The organism is Pseudomonas massiliensis (genome assembly GCF_000826105.1).
In the GTDB taxonomy this organism is placed as follows: domain Bacteria; phylum Pseudomonadota; class Gammaproteobacteria; order Pseudomonadales; family Pseudomonadaceae; genus Aquipseudomonas; species Aquipseudomonas massiliensis.
Map to the genome: position 1 here is coordinate 591,847 of NZ_CCYK01000006.1, position 19,217 is coordinate 611,063.

Genomic DNA, 19,217 nt, shown 5'->3' on the forward strand with positions numbered 1-19,217 from the left:
CCCTTGTCAGCGTAGCCGCCCATGGACCTTGTCATTGCCCGCCCCGAAGGCCTGTACTGCACCGCCGGGGACTTCTACATCGACCCCTGGCGTCCGGTGCATCGGTCGGTCATTACCCATGGCCATGGCGACCATGCCCGCACCGGCAATGGTCACTACCTGGCCACGAACCTGAGTGAAGGCATCCTCAGGGCACGCCTGGGCGCGGATATCCAGCTACAGACGTTGCCTTATGGAGAGCGCCTGGTGCACAACGGGGTAACCTTGAGCTTCCATCCTGCTGGACATGTACTGGGCTCGGCCCAGGTACGCCTGGAATACCAGGGGCAAGTCTGGGTCGCCTCGGGAGACTACAAGGTCGAGCCCGACGGCACCTGCGCGCCCTTCGAGCCCGTGCGTTGCCACACCTTCATCACTGAGTCCACCTTCGGCTTGCCCATCTACCGCTGGCAACCGCAGGCGGAGATTTTCGCCGAGGTCAATCAGTGGTGGCGGGAGAACGTAGCGGCCGGCAAGGCCAGCGTGCTGTTCAGTTACGCATTCGGCAAGGCGCAGCGCCTGCTGCATGGAATCGACGACAGCATCGGGCCGATTCTCAGCCACGGCTCGGTGGAACCGCTTAACCGAGTGTATCGGGAAGCCGGCGTGCGCATCCCTGCTACCCAATACGCTGGGGATTTCAAGAAAACCGACCCGGCCCTGCGCTCGGCCTTGATCATCGCCCCGCCTTCAGCCGGTGGCAGCACCTGGATGCGCCGCTTCGGCGAGTACAGCGATGCCTTCGCCAGCGGCTGGATGCGCCTTCGCGGCACCCGACGACGCCGCGGCGTGGATCGGGGCTTCGTGCTGTCAGACCATGCCGACTGGCCCGGGCTGCTCTGGGCCATTGCCCAGACGGGCGCCGAACGGGTGATGGTCACCCATGGTTCGGTCAACGTGCTGGTACGCTATCTGCGCGAGCAAGGCCTGGACGCTCAGGGTTTCACCACTGAATACGGCGATGAGGACGAAGCCGCCTCCCAGGAGGCGTCGCAATGAAAGCCTTCGCCAATCTCTACACTGAACTCGACGCCACCACCTCAAGCAATGCCAAGCTGGCGGCGCTGCAGAGTTATTTCAGTCAGGCCGCCCCAGAGGACGCCGCCTGGGCGGTGTACTTTCTATCCGGCGGCAGGCCGCGCCAGCTGATTCCGACCCGCCTGCTGCGAGACCTGACCATTGCCTTGTCAGGGTTGCCTGAATGGCTGTTCGAAGAGAGTTACCAGGCCGTAGGCGACCTGGCGGAAACCGTTGCCTTGGTGCTGCCTGAATCCGAGCACAGCAGCGATGCCGGCCTGGCCTGGTGGATGGAACACGAACTGCTGCCCTTGCGCGGGCTTGCCCCGGAGGTACTGGCACAACGGCTGCCCCCGTTATGGCTGAAGCTGGACCGGCAAAGCCTGATGGTATGCCTGAAACTGATCACCGGCAGCTTCCGGGTGGGTGTTTCCAAGTTGCTGGTCACCCGAGCCTTGGCGCAGCTTGCCGAGCTGGACAGCAAACGCGTCGCACAGCGCCTGGTCGGCTATACCGACCTGTCCCATCGGCCGACGGCAGACAGCTATCTGAAATTGATCACCCCTGAAAGTGATGATGAGCATGCCCAGCGCGGCGGCCAGCCCTACCCGTTCTTCCTGGCTCACGCGCTGCAGCAGCCGGTGGAACAGTTCGACACGTTGCTGGGGCCGTGCGAGCAATGGCAGGTGGAGTGGAAATGGGATGGCATCCGCGCTCAGGTGGTCAAGCGCGACGGTCACCTCTGGGTCTGGTCTCGGGGAGAGGAGCTGGTAACGGATCGCTTTCCCGAGTTACAGGCCCTGGCCACGCTGCCCGACGGCACCGTGATCGATGGGGAGATCGTGGTCTGGAAAGCCAGCGAGGAGCATCCTGACCAAGGCGCTGGTGTACAACCCTTCGCCTTGCTGCAACAGCGCATTGGCCGCAAGACGCTGAGCCGCAAACTGCTGGACGACATCCCGGTGGTGCTGCTCGGGTACGACCTGCTGGAATGGCGGGGCCAGGACTGGCGCAATCGCCCGCAGGACCAGCGCCGCGCGCAACTGGAACAGGTAGCGGCCCAGGCGGACAGCCCAGTGTTACGGTTGTCACCGGTGCTGGAAGGTAACAGCTGGGCGGATTTGGCCCAGCAACGCGAGCAGTCCCGACGCCTTGGCGTGGAAGGCATGATGCTCAAGGCACGCAACGCGCTCTATGGCGTGGGCCGCACCAAGGACATGGGCGTGTGGTGGAAGTGGAAGGTAGACCCGTTCAGCGTCGACGCGGTACTGATCTATGCCCAGGCTGGCCATGGCCGGCGCGCCAGCCTGTATACCGACTACACCTTCGCCGTCTGGGACGGCCCACCCGGTAGCGAGCGCACGCTGGTGCCCTTTGCCAAGGCCTATTCCGGGCTGACCGATGCTGAAATGCGCCAGGTGGATGCGATCATTCGTCGCACTACCGTGGAAAAATTCGGACCTGTGCGCAGTGTTACCCCTACCTTGGTATTCGAGCTGGGTTTCGAGGGTATCGCCCTGTCAAAACGCCACAAGAGCGGCATTGCAGTGCGGTTTCCGCGCATATTGCGCTGGCGTCATGACAAGCCGGTCGAGGAGGCGGATAGTCTCGCGACCCTGCAGGACCTGTTGAGTTGAACCCCATCACGCACCACAATAGCGCCATTCATATGGCCTGCCTCGTTATGGAGCAGGGCTGACCCGGGTACCGAGGCGCCGCTTCGGTCAGATCTGCGACGCAAAGGGATCACCATGCGCCTCGCTGGGGTACCTTCCCGGCACTATGGTGCGAAGTTTGCTATCAGAATGATGTCTGGCACCCGCCGGTAACGCTGTACGGCCCCGGCCGCTGCGACGCGGTCAGACCGCGACGCCACGGCTGGCGCCGTGGGCTACCCTGCGCTCGCAACCGGGCAAGAACCTTCGTCTTTTAAGGACCGCACAATGAAAAAAGCATGGCTGACCCTTTCCGCCCTGGCGCTTTGCCTCTCGGCTGGCGGCGCCCTGGCCAAAGATTACAAAGAGCTGCGTTTCGGCGTTGATCCTTCCTACGCGCCCTTTGAATCCAAGGCCGCCGACGGCAACCTGGTGGGCTTCGACATCGACCTGGGCAACGCCATCTGCAAGGAACTGAAGGTCACCTGCAAGTGGGTGGAAAGTGACTTCGACGGAATGATCCCAGGCTTGAAGGCCAACAAGTTCGACGGTGTCATCTCTTCCATGACGGTTACTCCGGCGCGGGAAAAGGCCATCGATTTCTCCAACGAACTCTTCTCCGGCCCCACCGCCTACGTGGGCAAGAAGGGCACCACCCTGACCCTGGAAGCGCTCAAGGGCAAGACTGTCGGCTATGAACAAGGCACCATCCAGGAGGCCTATGCCAAGGCCGTGCTGGACAAGGCCGGCGTGAAGACCCAGGCCTACCAGAACCAGGACCAGGTTTACGCGGACCTGGTCTCCGGTCGTCTGGATGCGTCCATCCAGGACATGCTGCAAGCCGAACTGGGCTTCCTGAAGTCGCCCCAGGGCGCTGGCTACGCCATCAGCGAACCGGTCGATAGCGAATACCTGCCGGCCAAGACCGCCATCGGCATCAAAAAAGGCAACAAGGAGCTGCAAGCCCTGCTCAACAAGGGCATCGAAGCGCTGCACAAAGACGGTACCTACGCTGAAATCCAGAAGAAACACTTCGGCGACCTGAACCTGTACAGCGGCAAGTAACACTCCCGACCGCGCCCGACACCCAGGCCTCATGCCGGGTGCTGGTGCGCGGCGGGCGCCTTTATCGACTGTAAGGGTTGCTACATGCTCGAACACCTGTTGCAGAGCCTTGGGCTCTCGGCATTCAGCCTCAAGGGCTTCGGCCCCGTGCTGCTCGAAGGCACCTGGATGACAGCCAAGCTCTCGCTGCTGTCGTTGCTGGTGGCGGTATTGCTTGGCCTGCTTGGGGCCAGCGCCAAACTTTCCCGGATCACTGCCTTTAGGTGGTGCGCCCAGCTGTACACCACACTGATTCGCGGCGTGCCGGACCTGGTGCTGATGCTATTGATTTTCTATAGCCTGCAGATCTGGCTCACCCTGTTCACCGACGCCATGGAGTGGGACTACATCGAGATCGACCCCTTCGCCGCCGGAGTCATCACCCTTGGCTTCATCTATGGCGCGTATTTCACCGAAACCTTCCGCGGCGCCATACTCGCGGTTCCCCGGGGCCAGCAGGAAGCCGCCACCGCCTATGGCCTGAGCCGCGGCCAGCGCTTCCGCTACGTCGTGTTTCCGCAGATGATGCGCTACGCCTTGCCAGGCATCGGCAATAACTGGATGGTGATGCTGAAGGCCACCGCGCTGGTGTCCATCATCGGGCTGGCGGACCTGGTCAAGGCAGCTCAGGATGCTGGCAAAAGCACCTACCAGCTGTTCTATTTCCTGATGTTGGCCGGGTTCATCTACCTGCTGATCACCAGCGCGTCGAACTTCGTGTTGCGTCGCCTGGAACGGCGGTTCAGCGCAGGCACCCGTGAGGCCATCCGATGATCGAGCATGTGCTGGAAGCCCTTGGCCCCCTGGGCGAGTTACTGAGCGAATATTGGCGTCCCTTCCTCTACAGCGACGGCGTCAATGTCACCGGCCTGGCCATGACCCTGTGGCTGCTGAGCGCGTCCATCGCCATCGGCTTCGTGGTATCCATACCGCTGTCCATCGCCCGGGTATCGCCACATCGCTGGGTGCGTTGGCCCGTGCAGTTCTATACCTATGTCTTCCGTGGTACGCCGCTGTATATCCAGTTGCTGGTCTGCTACACCGGTATCTACAGCCTGGAGGGCGTGCGTGAGCAGCCTCTGCTCAACGCCTTCTTCCGCGATGCCATGAACTGCACCATCCTGGCCTTCGCGCTCAATACCTGCGCCTACACCACCGAGATTTTCGCCGGTGCCATCCGCAGCATGGCCCACGGTGAGATCGAGGCGGCCAAGGCCTATGGCCTCAGCGGCTTCAAGCTCTACGCCCACGTGATAATGCCATCGGTATTGCGCCGATCACTACCCTTCTACAGCAATGAAGTGATCCTGATGCTGCACTCCACCACGGTGGCCTTCACCGCTACCGTGCCGGACATTCTCAAGGTGGCCCGCGACGCGAACTCGGCGACCTACATGACGTTCGAGTCCTTCGGCATCGCCGCGCTGCTTTACCTGATCATCACCTTCACCCTTGTCGGCCTGTTCCGCCTCGCCGAACGCCGCTGGCTGGCCTTCCTCGGCCCGGCACGTTAAGGAGCTTCGATGAAACGACAACGCCACGAATTGCTTGCGCCGCTACCTGGCACCGCCCGGGCTGTCGAGAGTTTCCACTACGGCCCCGAAGGCGCTGGCAAGGTCTATATCCAGGCCTCGCTGCACGCCGATGAAATTCCCGGCATGCTGGTGGCCTGGTACCTCAAGCAGCGCCTGGCCGAGCTGGAGCAGGCCGGGCGCCTGCGCTTGCAGGTGGTGTTGGTGCCAGTCGCCAACCCGGTAGGGCTGGAGCAGGTACTGATGGACACCCCGCTGGGGCGCTACGAGCTGGAGAGCGGCGAGAACTTCAATCGTCGGTTCGTGGACCTGAGCCAGCAGGTGGGCGATGACATCGAAGCCGCGTTGAGCCAGGACCCTGAGCGCAACACAGCATTGATCCGCGAAGCGCTGAGCCGTGCCCTGGCCGCCCAGGTCCCGACTACCCAGCTGCAATCCCAGCGGCTGACGCTGCAGCGCCTCGCCGCCGATGCCGAGATGGTACTGGACCTGCACTGCGACTTCGAAGCAGTGGAACACCTGTACACCACACCCGACGCCTGGCCGAAGGTCGAACCCCTGGCGCGCTACCTGGGCTCCCAGGCCAACCTGCTGGCCACCGATTCCGGCGGCCAATCCTTCGACGAGTGCTTCAGCCTGGTCTGGCACAAGCTGGGCCTGCGCTTCGCTGAGCGCTATCCGATTCCCATGGGCAGCTTCTCGGTAACCATTGAGCTGCGTGGTCAGGGGGACGTCAACCATGCCCTGGCCAGCCGCGACGCCCAGGCGATCATCAGCTACCTGGAACAGTACGGCGCTATCGACAGCACGCCGCCTGACCAGCCAGAGCTGCTTTATCCTGCTACTCCATTGGCTGGCGTGGAGCCGGTGAGCACACCGGTGGGCGGTATCCTGGTGTTCTGCTGCATGCCGGGCGAGTACCTGGAAGCGGGGCAACTGGTGGCCGAAGTGATCGATCCGCTGACCGATCAGGTCACCCCTATCCATAACCAAAAGCCGGGCCTGGTGTATGCCCGCTCGCTGCGGCGCATGGCGACCGCCGGCATGGTGGTCGCCAGGATCGCTGGTGCCGAAGCCTACCGCAGCGGCTATCTTCTTTCTCCTTGAGGCGCCATGCGCATGTACAAACTGACCATCGACGGCCTGCACAAGCGCTACGGCGACAACGAAGTGCTCAAAGGCGTTTCGCTCAAGGCCAAGACGGGCGATGTGATTTGCCTGATCGGCGCCAGCGGCTCGGGCAAGAGCACTTTCCTGCGCTGCATCAATTTCCTTGAAACCCCGAACGCCGGGACCATGACCCTGGACGGCCAGGACGTACGCCTGCATGAAACCAGCCAGGGACTACAGGTAGCCGACCCCGCCGAACTGCAGCGCCTGCGCACCCGGCTGGCCATGGTATTCCAGCATTTCAACCTGTGGAGTCACATGACCGTACTGGAAAACATCACCCTGGCGCCGCGCCGGGTGCTGGGTGTCAGCAAGCAGGATGCCGAAACACGCGCCCGGGTCTATCTCGACAAGGTTGGCTTGCCGACCAGGGTCGCGGACCAATACCCGGCGTTCCTGTCCGGCGGCCAGCAACAACGCGTGGCCATTGCCCGCGCCCTGGCCATGGAACCGGAGGTCATGCTGTTCGACGAGCCTACCTCGGCACTGGACCCGGAACTGGTAGGCGAGGTATTGAAAGTGATCCAGGGCTTGGCCGAGGAAGGTCGCACCATGATCATGGTGACCCATGAAATGGCCTTCGCTCGCCAAGTGTCGAGCCAGGTAATGTTCCTTCATCAGGGCTTGGTGGAGGAAGCCGGAGCGCCGGCCGAGGTGCTGGGCTCGCCCAAAAGCGAACGGCTCAAGCAGTTTTTGAGCGGCAACCTCAAGTAAGGGCTAAACGAATCGGCAATCGGCGTGGTCACTGAAGAAAGCCATAGGAACCCCGCCGTCGCCCATGCCTCGTCCTCCCGACTACGCCAAAGCCTGGTTCACCGCTCGCGGCTGGAAGCCCTTTCCCTTTCAGAAAGCCTTGTGGGCTGCCAGCGCGAAAGGTGAATCCGGCCTGCTTCACGCCAGCACAGGGGCTGGCAAAACCTATGCCGTCTGGTTCGCCGCCCTCCAGGCCTTCGCCGCCAAAGCCCCTCCCAAGGGTGCCAGGCGCAAGGCCGCCGCGCCGCTGACCGTGCTGTGGATCACACCCATGCGCGCCCTGGCGGCGGATACACAGCGAGCCTTGCTGGCGCCCGTCGAGGCTTTGGATATCAATTGGACGGTCGGCTTGCGAACCGGCGATACCAGCAGCGCGGAGCGTGCACGCCAGGGCCGTCGCTTGCCTAGCGCGCTAGTGACCACCCCGGAAAGCCTCACCCTGATGCTGGCCCGGGAACAGTCCAGGGAAGAACTCGGTCACCTTGGCATGGTGGTAGTGGACGAGTGGCACGAACTGTTGGGCAACAAGCGCGGCGTGCAACTGCAACTGGCCCTGGCCAGGCTGCGCCAATGGCATCCCGGGCTGCGCGTTTGGGGCATCTCTGCCACCCTTGGCAACCTGGAGCATGCCCAGCGCGTGCTGCTGCCTGACGGTGACGGCGTGCGCATCGAAGGCGGCGGCGACAAGGTGATCGCCGTGGACACCCTGCTGCCTGAAGCCATCGAACGTTTTCCCTGGGCCGGCCATATGGGCTTGCGCATGCTGGACCAGGTAGTCGCGCAACTGGCCAGCAGCCAGAGCAGCCTTGTGTTTACCAATACCCGGGCGCAGTCTGAGGTGTGGTATCAGGCAATACTGGACGCACGGCCGGAATGGGCCGGGCTTATTGCCCTGCACCACGGTTCATTGTCCAGGGAGGTGCGTGAGTGGGTTGAGCTGGCCCTGAAGGAAGGCCATCTCAAGGCCGTGGTCTGCACGTCCAGTCTTGACCTGGGCGTGGATTTCCTGCCAGTGGAGCGAGTTCTGCAGATCGGTTCGGCCAAGGGCATTGCCCGGTTGATCCAGCGCGCGGGGCGCTCCGGCCATGCGCCAGGGCGACCCTCCAGAGTGACGCTGGTGCCTACCCATAGCCTGGAGTTGGTGGAGGCGGCAGCGGCCCAGGAAGCCCTGGCCGCGCGGCGAGTCGAGCCTCGTCAGTCCCCCGAGAAACCGCTGGATGTGCTGGTGCAGCATCTGGTGACCATCGCGCTGGGCGGTGGCTTTGTTCCGGACGCGCTGCTACATGAGGTACGCAGCGCCTGGGCCTACAGGTACCTGACGGAAGATGAATGGGCCTGGGCCCTGGCATTCGTTCGCCATGGCGGCGCCAGCCTTACTGCCTATCCGGATTACCGTCGGGTCGAGCCCGACGTCGAGGGCGTGTGGCGGGTGCCGGACGCCCGCCTGGGCCGACGCCACCGCATGAGCATCGGCACGATCGTCAGCGACGCCAGCCTGCACCTCAAATACTGGAGCAAGGGCGGCGGTGGGCGCTCCCTGGGCAGCGTGGAAGAAGGGTTCATCGCCCGCCTGCGCCCTGGCGAAGCTTTCCTGTTCGCTGGCAAGGTGCTGGAACTGGTGCGCGTGGAGAACATGACTGCCTATGTCAAGCGAGGCAGCGGCAAGAAGCCCTCAGTGCCTCGCTGGAACGGTGGGCGCATGCCGCTTTCCAGCGAACTGGCTGATGCCTTGGTTGCCAGGCTGGACGAAGCGAGCCACGGCCTTTACATCAGTGCGCCCATGCGGGCAGTGAAGCCGCTGCTGGAGGTACAGGAGCAGTGGTCTGCCCTGCCGACCCGGCATACGGTGCTTGCCGAGTGCCTCAAGTCCCGGGAAGGCTGGCACCTGTTTCTTTTCCCCTTCGCTGGACGGCTGGTGCATCTGGGGCTGGCCAGCCTGCTGGCGTGGCGGTTGGGCCAACAGCGCCCTACCAGCTTTTCCATCGCGGTCAACGATTATGGTCTGGAATTGCTGAGCCCCACCGAAGTCGATTGGCCTCAAGCCCTGAACAACGGCGCCCTGTCTCCTACCGGCCTGCTTGAAGACATCCTGGCTAGCCTCAACGCGGGCGAACTGGCCTTGCGGCGCTTTCGGGAAATCGCTCGCATTTCAGGGCTGGTCTTCGGCGGTTACCCAGGGGCGCAAAAGAGCACGCGCCAGGTGCAGGCTTCCAGCGGTCTGTTTTTCGAAGTTTTCAAACAGTATGACGCGGGCAATCTGCTGTTGACCCAGGCCCAGGAAGAGGTGCTTCGCCAGGAGCTGGACGTCACCCGCCTGGAACAGACGCTTATCCAGATAGGCGAGCGTGAGCTGGACATGCACGAAGTCAAGCGCCCCACCCCACTGAGCTTTCCCTTGTTGGTGGAGCGCATGCGCGAAAGCATGAGTTCGGAGAAACTGGCCGACCGCATCGCCCGCATGGTCAGTGACCTGGAAAAAGCCGCCGGGCCCGAGGCGACGGTCTGATGGGCGCGCATGAGTTGGAACTGGCCGGCGAACGCCTTTGGCTGCTGGCCGAGAAAGCCATCTGGTGGCCCGCCCAGGCAGCCTTGTTGGTCGCCGATGCACACTTTGGCAAGGCCGCGGCCTATCGAAGCCTGGGACAGCCAGTGCCCCATGGCACTACCCAGGCCAACCTGGAAGGTCTCGAGCAGCTACTGGAGCGTCATCCCGCCGAGCAGTTGATCTTTCTAGGCGACTTCCTCCATGGCCCCGGCTCCCATGCCAGTGGAACCCTGGATCAACTGCGAGGGTGGCGGCGCACGCGTCCGCACCTGCGTATCCTGCTGATCCGAGGGAACCACGATCACCGCGCCGGGGACCCGCCGGCCGACCTGGGCTTCGAGGTCGTGCCTGAACCCTGGCTGCTTGGCCCCTTCTCGCTGCAGCACGAGCCGCATCCGCACCCCGAACGGCATGTGCTGGCTGGCCATCTACATCCGGTATTCCTGCTCAAGGGCCGCGGTCACCAGCGGCTGCGCCTGCCCTGTTTCCACGTGGGTCGACAAGTTACCGTGCTACCGGCGTTCGGCGCTTTCACTGGCGGCTTCGCTGTCAAACGCAAACCTGGAGTACGGCTGTTCGTCGTCGGTGACAACCAGGTATGGCCGGTCGGGGCCAGTGAAGGCTAGGTGACGCTGCTGTTGAGCCAGAGCAAGCCCTAGCGGGGCTGCCACGGATAGTCCAGCCAGTGCTGCATGCGTTGCTCGAAGCGACCGCTGGCCATGTCCAGGTGCAGCCATTGATCCACGTAGGCCTTCAGGGCAACATCCTGGGGCAGTAGCGCGGCCTTCTCGGAGAAATCGAAGGGCGCGTCCGGATGCACCGCGCACAGCTCGGGGTGGAGCTTCTGCTGCAGGCGCGTTTCCACGGCATCGGTCATCATCAGGTCAGCCTTGCCTTGTACGATCTGGTCGAAGATCGTCACGTTATCCTGATGCATGACGATCTGAGCCTGTTTGAGGTTGGCGCGGGCGAACTTCTCGTTGGTCCCGCCCGGGTTGACGATGGCCTTGACCTGCGGCTGATCGATCTGCGCGAGCGTCTGGAAGCGCTCCTGATTCTTGCACAAGGTGATAGGCGTCTTGCCATCGCGCTGATAGGGCACCGAGAAGAACGCCTTCTTCTGTCGCTCCAGGTTCACCGAAACGCCGGAGAGCGCCAGATCGTACTTGTCCGCAGCCAGGTCAGCCATCAAGCTAGGCCAACTGGTCGGCACCACTTCCAGCTTCACGCCCAGGGCATCGGCCAAGCCCTTGGCAATTTCCAGGTCCAGGCCAATGTACTGGCCACCGTCCCTGGTCTTGTAACTGAAGGGCTTATAGTCCCCCGTGGTGCCCACCCGCAGCACGCCGCGGTCGAGCACAGCCTGGAGATGGTTGGGCACCGGGGCTTCGGCGTAGGCAGAAGGGGAAAGCGCAAGGGCGAAGACACAGGTGGCGAGTAACCGCTTGAGCGAAAGCTGAGCACGCATGGCAGGCCTTTATTGTCAGAATGTTGGAAGGGCTTCCCACCAGAGAAACGATGGGAAGCCCTTGCAGATTAACTGACTGACACAGCCTTTGTTTCACAAATGGCGGCCCGCCTGGCCGCATGCGTCGGGCTTATGCCGCTTGGCTAGGCCATGGGGGTAGGTGGTGGCTGATCGGGGATCGTCGGCTCACCGGGCTCGGTCGGTTGATTGGGTGTGTCAGGGTCCGGCTGTCCCGGCACGCCGCCGGCCTGAAAGGCGGCCGGGTTGGCGAGCAGTGACCAGGCAAGCATACCGATGTGATTCGGTCGCAGCGAGGCCAGCTTTGCGCTGATGGTCGGGTCGATCTTCATAGGCACTCCTGAGCGTTGGCCCGTTTCGAAATACAGAATCGGGGAGTTCTGACGGTAGAGTGGCAGAACCGAGGCAAATTCCCTCGGTTCGTCGGCCCGAAGCAGGTTTCATGTACGCGGCAAGGTCACGCCACGCTGGCCCTGGTACTTGCCGCCACGGTCCTTGTAGGACACTTCGCACTCCTCATCGGATTCCAGGAACAGCATCTGCGCCACCCCTTCGTTGGCGTAGATCTTCGCGGGCAGCGTGGTGGTATTGGAAAACTCGAGGGTCACATGACCTTCCCACTCAGGCTCTAGCGGGGTGACGTTGACGATGATCCCGCAGCGGGCGTAGGTACTCTTGCCCAGGCAGATGGTCAGCACGTTGCGCGGGATGCGGAAATACTCGACCGTGCGCGCCAGGGCGAATGAATTCGGTGGAATGATGCAGACGTCGCTCTTGATGTCCACAAAGCTCTTGGCATCGAAGTTCTTGGGGTCCACCGTGGCCGAGTTGATATTGGTGAATACCTTGAATTCGTCCGCGCAGCGTACGTCGTAGCCGTAGCTCGATACCCCGAAGGAAATCACCCGGTCGGCGCCTTCGCCGCGCACCTGGCGCTCTACGAAAGGTTCGATCATGCCGTGGTCCTGCGCCATGCGGCGGATCCACTTGTCTGATTTGATGCTCATGGGGACGTCCTGGAGGTGAAAGATACAGATGGCGCGCATCTTACCGGGCCAGCGGCTTACGTTCAAAGCGGGGCGGCGGTCAGCGCCCGATGGGTCACCGGGTGCCTCGCCTGACAGCGGGGATGAAAAGGCCATTGGCAGCTTGATGAAAAAGGTTTAAGGTGGCGCCACTGTGCTGCTTTTGTCACCGAGAATTACTGCACGATGTCCAACATCAAGAAGAATTTTCATGCTCTTTGCACTCAGTTCCGGCCGGGGCTGTTCCCGCGCCGCAGTTAACTTTGTCCAAGGAGACATTCCATGTCCAATCGTCAAAGCGGTACCGTCAAGTGGTTCAACGACGAGAAAGGTTACGGCTTCATCACCCCTCAGTCGGGTGACGACCTGTTCGTACACTTCAAGGCCATCCAGGCTGACGGCTTCAAGTCGCTGAAAGAAGGCCAGGCTGTGACTTTCGTCGCTACCCGCGGCCAGAAAGGCATGCAGGCTGAAGAAGTTCAGATTGCCTGAATGACGCCTTGAGCCGGCCCTCGCCTCGGCGAGGCCTGCTTGGAAGAACCCCGCATCGGCGGGGTTTTTTTCGTCTGTAGAGCGGTAAAGCTGTCAGGATTTGCGGTGCACCTCACAACCCACCCAGGGCCTCGGCAGCTTCGCTGCCTCCCACCGACCCTGAGCCACGGGGAGCGGTCGTCCGCAAGCGGTAAACGGCTATCAGGAGTTTCGGTGGGAGCCAGCGAAGCTGGCGAATCCGTAACCCAAGGCCATTCGGCAGCTTCGCTGCCTCCCACCAGCCCTGAGCCCCGAGATCGGTCGTCCGCAAGCGGTAAACGGCTATCAGGAGTTTCGGTGGGAGCCAGCGAAGCTGGCGAATCCGTAACCCAAGGCCATTCGGCAGCTTCGCTGCCTCCCCAGACCCTAAGGCTCGATATCAGTCATCGGAGACCGTGATGCTGGGGACCGGCTGCGCCCTGGCGGCTTCCACGGCGATACGCGCACCCACCCGGCGCGCCAGCTCCTGGTACATCAGCGCGATCGGGCTATCAGGCTCGGCGATGGCGGTTGGGCGACCACTGTCGGCCTGTTCGCGGATTGCCATGGCCAAGGGCAGTGAGGCGAGCAATTCCACGCCATATTGCGCGGCCAGGCGCGCGCCGCCGCCCTCCCCGAACAGATGCTCGGCATGGCCGCAATTGGAGCACAGGTGCACGGCCATGTTCTCCACGACGCCGAGCACCGGGATCTGTACCTTGCGGAACATCTCCACGCCTTTCTTCGCGTCCAGCAGCGCCAGGTCCTGCGGGGTGGTGACGATCACCGAACCGGCCACCGGAACCTTCTGCGCCAGGGTCAGCTGGATATCGCCCGTGCCGGGCGGCATGTCGATGACCAGGTAGTCCAGGTCATTCCAGGCGGTCTGGTTGATCAGTTGCATCAGCGCTCCGGACACCATGGGCCCACGCCACACAACCGGGGTATTGTCGTCGGTCAGGAACGCCATGGACATGACTTCCACGCCGTGCGCCTGCAAGGGCACGAACCACTTCTGCTCACGCACCTGGGGCCGGGTGCCTTCGGCGATCCCGAACATCACCCCCTGGCTCGGACCGTAGATATCAGCATCGAGTATCCCTACTCGAGCCCCCTCCCTGGCCAGCGCCAGGGCCAGGTTGGCAGCGGTGGTGGACTTGCCCACGCCGCCCTTGCCCGAGGCCACGGCGATGATGTTCTTCACATTGGCCAGGGCTTGCACCTGCGCCTGCGCCTTGTACGGCCGCACTTCGGAGCGCACCCGGACGCTGGCCGCCTCGACACTGGCCAGGCCCTGCAAGCCCATCTGCAGGGTCTGCGCCCAGCCACCACGGAACAGGTCGGCGGCATACCCCAGGCACAGGTCCACTTGGACCTTCCCGCTGTCGATATGTATCGCTTCCACGCAGCCGGCACTGACCGGATCCTGCTCGAGATAGGGGTCGGTGTACTGGCGCAGCACGTGTTCAATGGCTGCGCGGGTGACAAGGCTCATGACAACTCCAGGGACCAAGGCTTCGGTGTTTAGCCCGCTATGCTACCCGTTCGGCGAGGCTGATGAAAAAAAAACCGTGGCGCTTTATAGTGGTCGGTCTTCGTTCCACACCAAGTAGCCGAGCCCCATGTCCGAGCCCCGCAAGATTCTCGTCACCAGCGCCCTGCCCTATGCCAACGGTTCCATCCACCTGGGCCACATGGTCGAGTACATCCAGACCGACATCTGGGTGCGTTTCCAGAAGCTGCGCGGCAACCAATGCATCTATGTATGCGCGGACGACGCCCACGGCTCGGCGATCATGTTGCGCGCGGAAAAGGAAGGGGTCACCAACGAACAGCTGATCGACACGGTCAAGGCCGAGCACAGCACCGACTTCGCCGATTTCCTGGTTGCGTTCGACAACTTCCACTCCACCCATTCGCAAGAGAACCGCGAGCTGTCCCGGGAAATCTACCTGCGCCTGCGCGAGGCGGGCCATATCTCCACCCGCTCGGTGACCCAGTACTTCGACCTTGAAAAGCAGATGTTCCTGGCCGACCGCTTCATCAAGGGCACCTGCCCGAAATGCGGCACGCCGGATCAGTACGGCGACAATTGCGAAAAGTGCGGCGCCACCTATGACCCCACTGACCTGAAAGACCCGAAATCGGCGATTTCCGGGGCCACTCCGGTACTGCGCGACTCCAAGCACTTCTTCTTCAAGCTGCCCGACTTCCAGACCATGCTCAAGGGTTGGACCCGCAGCGGCACCCTGCAGGAGCCGGTGGCCAACAAGCTGGCCGAATGGCTGGACTCGGGCTTGCAGGAGTGGGACATTTCCCGCGACGCGCCCTATTTCGGCTTCGAGATCCCGGACGAGCCAGGCAAGTATTTCTATGTCTGGCTGGACGCCCCCATCGGCTACATGGCCAGCTTCAAGAACCTCTGCGCCCGCCGGCCGGAGCTGGACTTCGACGCGTTCTGGGCCAAGGATTCCACCGCCGAGCTGTATCACTTCATCGGCAAGGACATCGTCAACTTCCATGCGCTGTTCTGGCCGGCCATGCTCGAAGGCGCCGGGCTGCGCAAGCCTACCGCCATCAACGTCCACGGCTACCTCACGGTCAACGGCCAGAAGATGTCCAAATCGCGCGGCACCTTCATCAAGGCACGGACTTACCTGGAGCACCTGTCGCCGGAATACCTGCGCTACTACTATGCATCCAAGCTCGGCCGTGGCGTCGATGATCTGGACATGAACCTCGAAGACTTCGTGCAAAAGGTCAATTCGGACCTGATCGGCAAGGTCGTCAACATTGCCAGCCGCTGCGCCGGGTTCATCCACAAGGGCAACGGTGGTCGACTGGTGAATGGCAACGCCGCGCCGGAGCTGACCGATGCCTTCCTGGCCGCTGCCCCAGGCATCGCCGAGGCGTATGAGCAGCGCGATTTCGCCAAGGCGATGCGAGAGATCATGGCCCTGGCCGATCGCGCCAACGCCTGGATAGCGGACAAGGCGCCCTGGGCCCTGGCCAAGCAGGACGGCAAGCAGGAAGAAGTACAGGCGGTATGCGCGATGGGCGTCAACCTGTTCCGCCTGCTGGTCATTTTCCTCAAGCCGGTACTGCCGAACCTGGCCGCCGATGCCGAAGCCTTCCTGAATGTCCCTCCGCTGGAATGGGACGATCACAAGACCCTACTGGCGGACCACGGCCTCAACCCCTTCAAGCCATTGATGACCCGTATCGATCCGGCCCATGTCGAGGCCATGGTGCAAGCCTCACGGGAAAGCCTGGCTCCTGCCACGCCCGCCGCGCCTGCCGGCAATGGCGAGCTGGTGGCCGACCCGCTGGCCGCGGAGATCGATTTCGACGCCTTCGCCGCGATGGACCTGCGGGTGGCCCGGATCATCAGGGCCGAGGCTGTGGAAGGCGCTGACAAGTTGCTGCGCCTGACCCTGGACCTGGGCGACGAGCAACGCAATGTTTTCTCCGGCATCAAGAGCGCCTATCCCGACCCCGCCGCGCTGGAAGGTCGGCTGACCATGATGATCGCCAACCTCAAGCCACGAAAGATGCGTTTCGGCGTATCCGAGGGCATGGTCCTGGCCGCCGGGCCCGGTGGTTCGGAGATCTTCCTCCTCAGCCCGGACGCGGGCGCTCGTCCAGGCCAGCGTATCAAGTAAGGCGGCTACGGCCGCGCAATCTCGTCAGGCCGTCCAGGCCCGGGCGCTCGAAGCCCGGGTCAGGGCCTGGAGGTGACTTGAGCCAGCGCGGCAGGGTTCGCCGGCCTTTCACCAGGAGCATCACCATGAACGCAGCCAAGCGTCTCGAAATCTTCCGCCGCTTCCACGAAGACAATCCGGAGCCGAAGACAGAGCTGGTCTACAGCAACGCCTTCGAATTGCTCATCGCGGTAATCCTTTCCGCTCAGTCCACGGATGTGGGTGTCAACAAGGCCACGGCCAGGCTTTTTCCGGTGGCGAACACTCCGCAAGCCATCCTTGCGCTCGGGGTGGAAGGCCTATCGGAATACATCAAGACCATTGGACTCTACAACAGCAAGGCAAAGAACGTCATTGAGACCTGTCGCCGTCTCGTAGAGCAGCATGGCGGGGTGGTCCCGCAAACCCGTGAAGCACTCGAGGCGTTGCCAGGGGTGGGACGCAAAACCGCCAATGTGGTGCTCAACACCGCGTTTCGACAGCTCACCATGGCCGTAGACACCCACATCTTCAGGGTCAGCAACCGTACCCGCATCGCTCCAGGCAAGAATGTCGTCGAAGTTGAAAAGGGGTTGCTGAAGCATATACCCAAGCCCTATCTGCTCGACGCTCACCATTGGCTTATCCTTCACGGTCGCTACGTATGCCAGGCTCGCAAACCTCGCTGTGGCAGTTGCCGTATCGAAGACCTTTGCGAGTATGAGGCCAAGACCTCGGACGATTGAAGAAGCGTAACGGCTTTATTTGCCTGATTGAAAAAATCTCTTTTACCGCTCTGGGATTTGCCGATATAAGGTGCGCGAAGAGCACCCCGTGGAGGCCCTGGTGGCCGGAGTGGATGAATGACGACCGAGAAAGAAGAACTGGAAGTGGACGAGGATTTTGCCCCGATCGAGGGTGATGAGGTCGAGCCCGTGATCGAGGTGACCAAAAGCAACCTGAGCAAGCGACGCACCATCGACAATCTCCTGGAGGAGCGTCGATTGCAAAAGCAGTTGGCGGACTATGACTTTGATTTGTAGGTTCCGGTAGGTCCCGGTAGGTTCCGGTAGGTCCCGGTAGGTCCCAGTAGGCCCCCGTAGGACCAAAGAATCCGGCCATAGCGCAAAGCGCCAACTGGCTGACTTGCGATACCGGGTATTCCTCTCAGATGATGCCGTTACGCTGGGCAACCTCGACCAGGTCTACCAGCGACTTGGCATTGAGCTTGGCCAACAAGCGGGTCTTGTACGTACTCACCGTCTTGTTGCTGAGAAGCATTTCCTCGGCGATCTGCTTGTTCGTTCGACCCAGCGCAAGCTGCTGTAACACCATCATCTCGCGGCTGGACAACCGTTCCACCAGCTCCCTTTCGCTGACATTGCCCATATGGGAGCGAACAGGATGCAGTGCCTGGTTGGGAAAGTAACTGTAGCCGGAAAGTACCGCCTTGATGGCACTGAGTAACTCCGTCAGATCCTGCTGCTTGCATACATATCCCGCTGCACCGGCCTGCATGCAGCGCATGGAAAAGTGGCCGGGCGCCTGGGACGTCAATACCAGCACGCGCATCTGGGCAATGGACCCCGCGGTCAGCCGGGCGATGACCTCGAGGCCGTCCAGCTTGGGAATGCCGATGTCAAGGATGACAATATCGGGCGTGGATTCGCGGGCCAGCTGCAGCGCATCCGCGCCGTTGTCGGTTTCGCCGACCACATCATAACCATGGCGCTCCATCAGCATACGTACCGCCAGGCGTATCACGGGATGATCATCCACGATGAGCACTTTGTTCATGAGCTAATCCGATTGTTGCTATTTATTGTAGAGCGAGGAACATAGCCCAGTTTCCGGCGGCAGGTGTTACCGGAGTTCCAGGTAAGTGCAGACTAAGATTCTCCTTACATATCTGAGTGAAATATCCTACAAACCTCCTCGGGCAGCTGAGCAAGCATTGCCTTAATGCAACAGATCGAACGAACGTTACACGCCTGAGACTTTAACATCAAATACAAGTAACCCTCCTTGGCTCGCCAACCTGTTACAGATTCTTCCTTCGGAAACAGGCGTTTAACTTCGTTCAGACGCGCGCCAGCGTTATCTAGTGCCGTGGTCGGAGGCCATCCTCCTAGGCTCTGGACGGACACCGTTCAAGTCGTGCGTGCGACGAGGAGTGAACATGAGCATTAGTCACCGCTCAATCAATAATCCACTGGCCCTGATCGCCGTCCTGGCGGCGACCACGGAAGCTTCAGCCCTGGCCAGCCTGCCCCTGCTGGACCCTAAAAACCAATCAGTGTTTGTCTGGTTTTTGGTGGGCTTCCCGCCGTTCCTGACGGCGTTGTTCTTCATTACCTTGAACTTCAACCGGCAAGCCTTCTCTGTCCAGAAAGGTCGAGAGCGGCGCTGCCGTCCGGCTCGCCAGACGCTGTCGCAAGCCACGCGCGTCGACGCTGGAACGCCTGCCCCGAAGCCCGAAGAGCAACTGGCCGCCTCGCCGGATCCATGTGCCATGCTATCAAGGGCAACGGCACTCGGCGCTCACTGCCATGTGCTGGATTATCCGCCGGCCCAGGGAGCAGGCCGCTTCGAAGATCAGATCCAGGCCTGGGCCGAGCACACCCGGACCCTATGTCATAGCGAAGGCGGGCCCGCGACCCATGTGCTGCTGGTACGACGCAAGACTTGAGTCCGCGGGGAG

19 protein-coding genes are annotated in these 19,217 nt (G+C 62.1%); 14 read left to right on the forward strand and 5 right to left on the reverse strand.

Going from position 1 to position 19,217, the window contains the following annotated elements:
* Positions 1-21: 21 nt before the first annotated feature.
* The 9 genes from BN1188_RS08745 to pdeM all read left to right on the forward strand — a co-directional run bounded on the left by BN1188_RS08745 (position 22) and on the right by pdeM (position 10,441).
* Positions 22-1,038, forward strand: coding sequence for a ligase-associated DNA damage response exonuclease (locus tag BN1188_RS08745; protein ID WP_040261009.1), 1,017 nt, complete (start codon positions 22-24; stop codon positions 1,036-1,038).
* Positions 1,035-2,693: an ATP-dependent DNA ligase gene (locus BN1188_RS08750; protein WP_040261010.1), complete on the forward strand. Its 1,659-nt coding sequence runs from the start codon at positions 1,035-1,037 to the stop codon at positions 2,691-2,693. Before BN1188_RS08745 ends, BN1188_RS08750 begins: the two co-directional genes overlap by 4 nt.
* Positions 2,694-2,999: 306 nt before the next feature.
* On the forward strand, positions 3,000-3,776 hold the full coding sequence (locus BN1188_RS08755; RefSeq protein ID WP_040261011.1) for a transporter substrate-binding domain-containing protein: 777 nt from the start codon (positions 3,000-3,002) through the stop codon (positions 3,774-3,776).
* Between the two features lie 84 nt (positions 3,777-3,860).
* A complete protein-coding gene (locus BN1188_RS08760) occupies positions 3,861-4,589 on the forward strand; it encodes an ABC transporter permease (RefSeq protein WP_040261012.1) in 729 nt (242 codons plus the stop codon).
* 29 nt (positions 4,590-4,618) lie between these two features.
* Positions 4,619-5,329 carry an ABC transporter permease gene (locus tag BN1188_RS08765; protein WP_040261438.1) on the forward strand — a complete coding sequence of 237 codons (711 nt, stop codon included), beginning with the start codon at positions 4,619-4,621 and terminating at the stop codon, positions 5,327-5,329.
* A gap of 9 nt (positions 5,330-5,338) precedes the next feature.
* A complete protein-coding gene (locus BN1188_RS08770; RefSeq protein WP_040261013.1) occupies positions 5,339-6,454 on the forward strand; it encodes a succinylglutamate desuccinylase/aspartoacylase family protein in 1,116 nt (371 codons plus the stop codon).
* Positions 6,455-6,466: 12 nt separating this feature from the next.
* The gene (locus BN1188_RS08775) at positions 6,467-7,231 is read left to right on the forward strand and encodes an ABC transporter ATP-binding protein (protein ID WP_040261439.1); all 765 of its coding nucleotides are present in this window, start codon (positions 6,467-6,469) and stop codon (positions 7,229-7,231) included.
* A 64-nt stretch (positions 7,232-7,295) separates the two neighbouring features.
* Positions 7,296-9,776, forward strand: a complete 2,481-nt coding sequence (locus BN1188_RS08780) for a ligase-associated DNA damage response DEXH box helicase (RefSeq protein WP_040261014.1) — start codon at positions 7,296-7,298, stop codon at positions 9,774-9,776.
* Entirely contained in the window at positions 9,776-10,441 is a 666-nt protein-coding gene (gene pdeM / locus BN1188_RS08785; protein WP_040261016.1) for a ligase-associated DNA damage response endonuclease PdeM, read from the forward strand. The genes BN1188_RS08780 and pdeM overlap by 1 nt, the downstream gene beginning before the upstream one ends.
* Positions 10,442-10,470: 29 nt before the next feature.
* Here the strand turns inward: pdeM and BN1188_RS08790 are convergent, their stop codons facing one another.
* From BN1188_RS08790 to dcd, 3 genes are all read right to left on the reverse strand, one after another.
* The gene (locus BN1188_RS08790) at positions 10,471-11,283 is read right to left on the reverse strand and encodes a transporter substrate-binding domain-containing protein (RefSeq protein WP_040261017.1); all 813 of its coding nucleotides are present in this window, start codon (positions 11,281-11,283) and stop codon (positions 10,471-10,473) included.
* Positions 11,284-11,426: 143 nt separating this feature from the next.
* Positions 11,427-11,633, reverse strand: coding sequence for a hypothetical protein (locus BN1188_RS08795; protein WP_040261018.1), 207 nt, complete (start codon positions 11,631-11,633; stop codon positions 11,427-11,429).
* A gap of 108 nt (positions 11,634-11,741) precedes the next feature.
* On the reverse strand, positions 11,742-12,308 hold the full coding sequence (dcd, locus tag BN1188_RS08800) for a dCTP deaminase (protein WP_040261020.1): 567 nt from the start codon (positions 12,306-12,308) through the stop codon (positions 11,742-11,744).
* A gap of 300 nt (positions 12,309-12,608) precedes the next feature.
* Between dcd and BN1188_RS08805 the strand changes: the two genes are divergently transcribed.
* On the forward strand, positions 12,609-12,818 hold the full coding sequence (locus BN1188_RS08805) for a cold-shock protein (protein ID WP_040261021.1): 210 nt from the start codon (positions 12,609-12,611) through the stop codon (positions 12,816-12,818).
* 418 nt (positions 12,819-13,236) lie between these two features.
* Here BN1188_RS08805 and apbC read toward each other — a convergent pair whose 3' ends face one another.
* Positions 13,237-14,331 carry an iron-sulfur cluster carrier protein ApbC gene (gene apbC / locus BN1188_RS08810; protein WP_040261022.1) on the reverse strand — a complete coding sequence of 365 codons (1,095 nt, stop codon included), beginning with the start codon at positions 14,329-14,331 and terminating at the stop codon, positions 13,237-13,239.
* A gap of 127 nt (positions 14,332-14,458) precedes the next feature.
* Between apbC and metG the strand changes: the two genes are divergently transcribed.
* The 3 genes from metG (at position 14,459) to BN1188_RS08825 (ending at position 17,559) form a co-directional block, all read left to right on the forward strand.
* Positions 14,459-16,498: a methionine--tRNA ligase gene (metG, locus tag BN1188_RS08815; RefSeq protein WP_040261023.1), complete on the forward strand. Its 2,040-nt coding sequence runs from the start codon at positions 14,459-14,461 to the stop codon at positions 16,496-16,498.
* A 125-nt stretch (positions 16,499-16,623) separates the two neighbouring features.
* Positions 16,624-17,262 carry an endonuclease III gene (nth, locus tag BN1188_RS08820; RefSeq protein ID WP_040261024.1) on the forward strand — a complete coding sequence of 213 codons (639 nt, stop codon included), beginning with the start codon at positions 16,624-16,626 and terminating at the stop codon, positions 17,260-17,262.
* A 117-nt stretch (positions 17,263-17,379) separates the two neighbouring features.
* The gene (locus BN1188_RS08825; protein WP_040261025.1) at positions 17,380-17,559 is read left to right on the forward strand and encodes a PA3496 family putative envelope integrity protein; all 180 of its coding nucleotides are present in this window, start codon (positions 17,380-17,382) and stop codon (positions 17,557-17,559) included.
* Positions 17,560-17,683: 124 nt separating this feature from the next.
* Here BN1188_RS08825 and BN1188_RS08830 read toward each other — a convergent pair whose 3' ends face one another.
* On the reverse strand, positions 17,684-18,313 hold the full coding sequence (locus BN1188_RS08830) for a response regulator transcription factor (protein ID WP_040261026.1): 630 nt from the start codon (positions 18,311-18,313) through the stop codon (positions 17,684-17,686).
* Positions 18,314-18,695: 382 nt separating this feature from the next.
* Between BN1188_RS08830 and BN1188_RS08835 the strand changes: the two genes are divergently transcribed.
* Positions 18,696-19,205, forward strand: coding sequence for a hypothetical protein (locus BN1188_RS08835; RefSeq protein ID WP_052469216.1), 510 nt, complete (start codon positions 18,696-18,698; stop codon positions 19,203-19,205).
* The last annotated feature ends 12 nt before the right edge of the window (positions 19,206-19,217 follow it).

Excerpts from the sequence above, each read along its gene's own strand:
- pdeM (WP_040261016.1), top strand. The coding sequence starts at position 9,776 with ATGGGCGCGCATGAGTTGGAACTGGCCGGCGAACGCCTTTGGCTGCTG.
- BN1188_RS08835 (WP_052469216.1), top strand. The coding sequence starts at position 18,696 with ATGAGCATTAGTCACCGCTCAATCAATAATCCACTGGCCCTGATCGCC.
- dcd (WP_040261020.1), bottom strand. The coding sequence starts at position 12,308 with ATGAGCATCAAATCAGACAAGTGGATCCGCCGCATGGCGCAGGACCAC.
- BN1188_RS08780 (WP_040261014.1), top strand. The coding sequence starts at position 7,296 with ATGCCTCGTCCTCCCGACTACGCCAAAGCCTGGTTCACCGCTCGCGGC.
- apbC (WP_040261022.1), bottom strand. The coding sequence starts at position 14,331 with ATGAGCCTTGTCACCCGCGCAGCCATTGAACACGTGCTGCGCCAGTAC.
- BN1188_RS08760 (WP_040261012.1), top strand. The coding sequence starts at position 3,861 with ATGCTCGAACACCTGTTGCAGAGCCTTGGGCTCTCGGCATTCAGCCTC.
- BN1188_RS08775 (WP_040261439.1), top strand. The coding sequence starts at position 6,467 with ATGTACAAACTGACCATCGACGGCCTGCACAAGCGCTACGGCGACAAC.
- BN1188_RS08825 (WP_040261025.1), top strand. The coding sequence starts at position 17,380 with ATGACGACCGAGAAAGAAGAACTGGAAGTGGACGAGGATTTTGCCCCG.
- metG (WP_040261023.1), top strand. The coding sequence starts at position 14,459 with ATGTCCGAGCCCCGCAAGATTCTCGTCACCAGCGCCCTGCCCTATGCC.
- BN1188_RS08795 (WP_040261018.1), bottom strand. The coding sequence starts at position 11,633 with ATGAAGATCGACCCGACCATCAGCGCAAAGCTGGCCTCGCTGCGACCG.
- BN1188_RS08770 (WP_040261013.1), top strand. The coding sequence starts at position 5,339 with ATGAAACGACAACGCCACGAATTGCTTGCGCCGCTACCTGGCACCGCC.
- nth (WP_040261024.1), top strand. The coding sequence starts at position 16,624 with ATGAACGCAGCCAAGCGTCTCGAAATCTTCCGCCGCTTCCACGAAGAC.
- BN1188_RS08755 (WP_040261011.1), top strand. The coding sequence starts at position 3,000 with ATGAAAAAAGCATGGCTGACCCTTTCCGCCCTGGCGCTTTGCCTCTCG.
- BN1188_RS08830 (WP_040261026.1), bottom strand. The coding sequence starts at position 18,313 with ATGAACAAAGTGCTCATCGTGGATGATCATCCCGTGATACGCCTGGCG.
- BN1188_RS08805 (WP_040261021.1), top strand. The coding sequence starts at position 12,609 with ATGTCCAATCGTCAAAGCGGTACCGTCAAGTGGTTCAACGACGAGAAA.
- BN1188_RS08790 (WP_040261017.1), bottom strand. The coding sequence starts at position 11,283 with ATGCGTGCTCAGCTTTCGCTCAAGCGGTTACTCGCCACCTGTGTCTTC.
- BN1188_RS08750 (WP_040261010.1), top strand. The coding sequence starts at position 1,035 with ATGAAAGCCTTCGCCAATCTCTACACTGAACTCGACGCCACCACCTCA.
- BN1188_RS08745 (WP_040261009.1), top strand. The coding sequence starts at position 22 with ATGGACCTTGTCATTGCCCGCCCCGAAGGCCTGTACTGCACCGCCGGG.